The organism is Weizmannia acidilactici (assembly GCF_008974225.1).
Lineage (GTDB): Bacteria > Bacillota > Bacilli > Bacillales > Bacillaceae_C > Weizmannia > Weizmannia acidilactici.
Genome location: NZ_BKZR01000115.1, coordinates 1 through 526, shown reverse-complemented (window position 1 = coordinate 526; position 526 = coordinate 1). Strand labels below are relative to the sequence as shown.

The window sequence follows — 526 nt, the reverse complement described above, 5'->3', positions numbered from 1 at the left end:
CCATGAAAAATATGGCATGAGATCAAAATTAAATTTCACTTATTGGTGTCCAAAATATTGACTTAAATCCACTTTTTGTTGCCTTTCTTTTGTTAAAAATGGAGCGAAGAAAGGATATATCGTATTATCCGAAATTATTTTTTCTATTGAATATCCTGGGCCTAAATTTTGTACAAGTTTAGACAACTGACTTCCAAATTCAATGTTTGGAATAACTGTCCTACTATCAAATAATTCTTCAAGTGTATCAACAAAATTAACATTTCCATTATAAAAATGATAGCGACTAATAGCTGAATAAATTAATTCGTTGGGATAAGGGTCTGTAAAAAATGGTAACAATAGAATCTCTCCAATTTACAATAATTTTATTAACAAAACTTTTGTTCAATAAAATTCAACTAAAGGATCTAAAATATACCCCTCCTTCTTTAGCAAATCATATGGATGTTCATTACGTTTTAAAGCACTTTTTCTTGTTTATGGCAAACTAAAAATGTAACGTTTGGCAATTAATTTATGCAGA

Annotated in this window: 1 protein-coding gene; it reads right to left on the bottom strand. The window is 28.1% G+C overall.

Annotated features, from left to right (window positions below):
• Nucleotides 1-39: 39 nt before the first annotated feature.
• Nucleotides 40-342, bottom strand: coding sequence for a TniQ family protein (locus GBH70_RS16475; protein ID WP_151682023.1), 303 nt, complete (start codon nt 340-342; stop codon nt 40-42).
• Nucleotides 343-526 lie beyond the last annotated feature (184 nt).